Below are 2312 nucleotides of genomic sequence, written 5' to 3'. Positions count from 1 at the left end.
GGCTGTATTTTGAACCCCTGACGCTGGAACATGTGCTGGAAATCCTGCGCATCGGAGGTTTTCAGCGGTGTGTGGGGCGTTTTCTGCATCGTGACCGCTGTGAAATAGGCCCCGAAAGCCGCGACAAAGGCGAGGCCGATCCCTGCGGCCGGCAGGCTGACTTTGTGCACGGGCTTTGTTTTGGTCTGCGCTTCCATTGCCGCAAGACGGTCTTCCAGGCTTTGCGGTGCCATACTCAGTTCCCCACACTCAAAGAAGTATTGTCGCGGGTGATGCAAAGCGCGCGGGTCCCAATGCGCAACGTCCAGTAAGGGTTGACCCCAAGCACCCGAACCACGGAGCCTTTTTGCGTCCAATTTACGGTGCGTTCGCGGCCCGTCTCATCGGCTTTGAAAATGGCGGGTTGCTCCACACCTTCTGCAAACTGGAAATAGGTATAGCGGCCATCATCATAGACGGTTGAGGGTTGGAATTTGGCTTTGCCAGAGATTTTGTAGCTGTAATTCTTCGGTGAGATATAGCCCTTTGCCAGCCCTGTTGCCCGCGATTTGCCTTCGCTCGGATAGCTAAACCGAACCTCGAAGAATTTGCCGTTTGCGCCCCGAACATGGCCCTCACGCAACTCAAACGAATAGGAATGCCTGTTGGTGATCACTGTCATGTTGGTGACGGCTTTAGACACATGCAGTTTGATCGACACCACATTGCCCAAGTCAGTGATCGGTGTGATGTCGAAACTTTCCGTATCACCCGCAATCACGGCTTCAAATCGTTCGCCCCGGCCAAAATGAATTGTGGTGGCAAACCGAAGATCGGTTTCAATGACATAGACCTGATCAGGATCATAAACGGCGTTTCTGATCCGGCTGTCACGATGACCGGCTTTGGGCACACCAGCGGCAAGGGCTTGGCCGGTCAAGCCTAGCGATAGCCCCGGCGTCAGACTCAGTGCCAGAAGAAGTGCAAGGGCAGTTGATTTCATCATGTCACTTCTCCAATGTTTCTGCGTCAACGCGATACGAGGTCACGACAAATCCCAAAGGATTGCCCCAAACCTCTTGCAAAAGCTTCTTGGTTTCCGGCCGAAACTCAAAACCAACGGTGGCGACATAACCGCGTGTTACCGTTCGGGTATCGCGCGGCGCCCGAAGGGTTTTGGTAAACCGCACCTGTGCCACGCCTTCTTTGAGCTGATTTACTGATTTGATCACCACAGTAATCTTGGCATCAGGACCGTAAACCTTGATCGGATAGTCCGCATTTGCTGAGTCCCAAAGACGGCGCAGGGTGACTGCGGCATCGCCGTCTGAGCGCCCCAAAACCGAATTGATCCGGGCTTCGCTATCGGTCAGATCATAGGTTTCTCGCTGATCAACATAAGCCACGAGGTTTGCTTGAATGATGGCGTCGTTTTCATCCAAAGTAATATCTTGCACCGCAGCTATGCGGTCCATTTGACCGCTGGTCTTATCGACGATGACAATATGGGTCTCGATTGTCTTCAGTGGTAGGATCGAGGCGGCGGCAAGCAATGATATCACACCGACGCTAAGACCAAACCCCGCCAGAACATAGGCGATGCGCGCACGGCGCCGTGGACCCTCAATCAAGTCGCGCTCAAAATCATCCGTTAGATTGGCCAAAAGAGAATCCTCCTATAGGCTTGCTCTGCGGCAGCCAAAAAAATCACTTGCCGCGAAGGGCTTTTGTTGCGGCCATGAGCTTGGCGGGCGTCGCTTTAACTGGGGCGGACACGCGTTTTCCAACCGCTTCCAATCCGGTATTCATCGCCTGTCTTGCCGCTTGCGGTGAGGCACCCGTCGCCCCGCGCATAACGGCGGCACCGCCACCTGCCGCACCGGATTTGACAAGCCCAGATAGCCCAACCGCATTTGATGCAATTCCAATGGCACCACTCAGACCCATGGCAATGCTTGGCACTGCCAACATGATGCCTGCCGAGAGCACCAACACCACGATGAAGGGAAAAATCAGGCTAAGTGTGTCGACATTATTCGGATCTGGGGATGACCCCGCGACCTGACCCGCAACGGCAATCACGATACCCGCAGCCCCTGCGGCCGCAATCGGCATGAAAGCATAGCCGATGATGGAGCGCGACCAGGCATCAAACAAGGTTTGGGTTGGCTTGAAAAGTGAGCAGACGATTGCAATCGGGGCAAAGACCACCATCAGCGTCAGCACGATCTTTGCATAGGCAATGATGCCTGCCGCCACGGCCGCAAAGAATGCCGCGATTATCCAGACGGCAACCCCGAGAACTGCACCAAAGACCCAACCCGCATTGTCAC

General features: G+C 54.7%; 4 protein-coding genes. All 4 read right to left on the bottom strand.

Annotated features, from left to right (window positions below):
• Nucleotides 1-233 (bottom strand): hypothetical protein (locus L0H65_RS18535; protein ID WP_301460680.1); only part of this gene is annotated, 233 nt, incomplete at its 3' end.
• Between the two features lie 2 nt (nt 234-235).
• On the bottom strand, nt 236-985 hold the full coding sequence (locus tag L0H65_RS18530; RefSeq protein ID WP_301460679.1) for a TrbG/VirB9 family P-type conjugative transfer protein: 750 nt from the start codon (nt 983-985) through the stop codon (nt 236-238).
• Between the two features lies 1 nt (nt 986).
• A complete protein-coding gene (locus tag L0H65_RS18525; RefSeq protein WP_301460678.1) occupies nt 987-1643 on the bottom strand; it encodes a virB8 family protein in 657 nt (218 codons plus the stop codon).
• A 43-nt stretch (nt 1644-1686) separates the two neighbouring features.
• Nucleotides 1687-2312: type IV secretion system protein (locus tag L0H65_RS18520; RefSeq protein WP_301460677.1), on the bottom strand; the 626-nt coding region annotated here is incomplete at its 5' end.

It is taken from the genome of Pseudorhodobacter sp. (assembly GCF_030452865.1).
Taxonomy (GTDB): domain Bacteria; phylum Pseudomonadota; class Alphaproteobacteria; order Rhodobacterales; family Rhodobacteraceae; genus Pseudorhodobacter.
The sequence above is the reverse complement of the archived record's forward strand: the minus strand, read 5'-3'. Positions and strand labels throughout refer to the sequence as shown.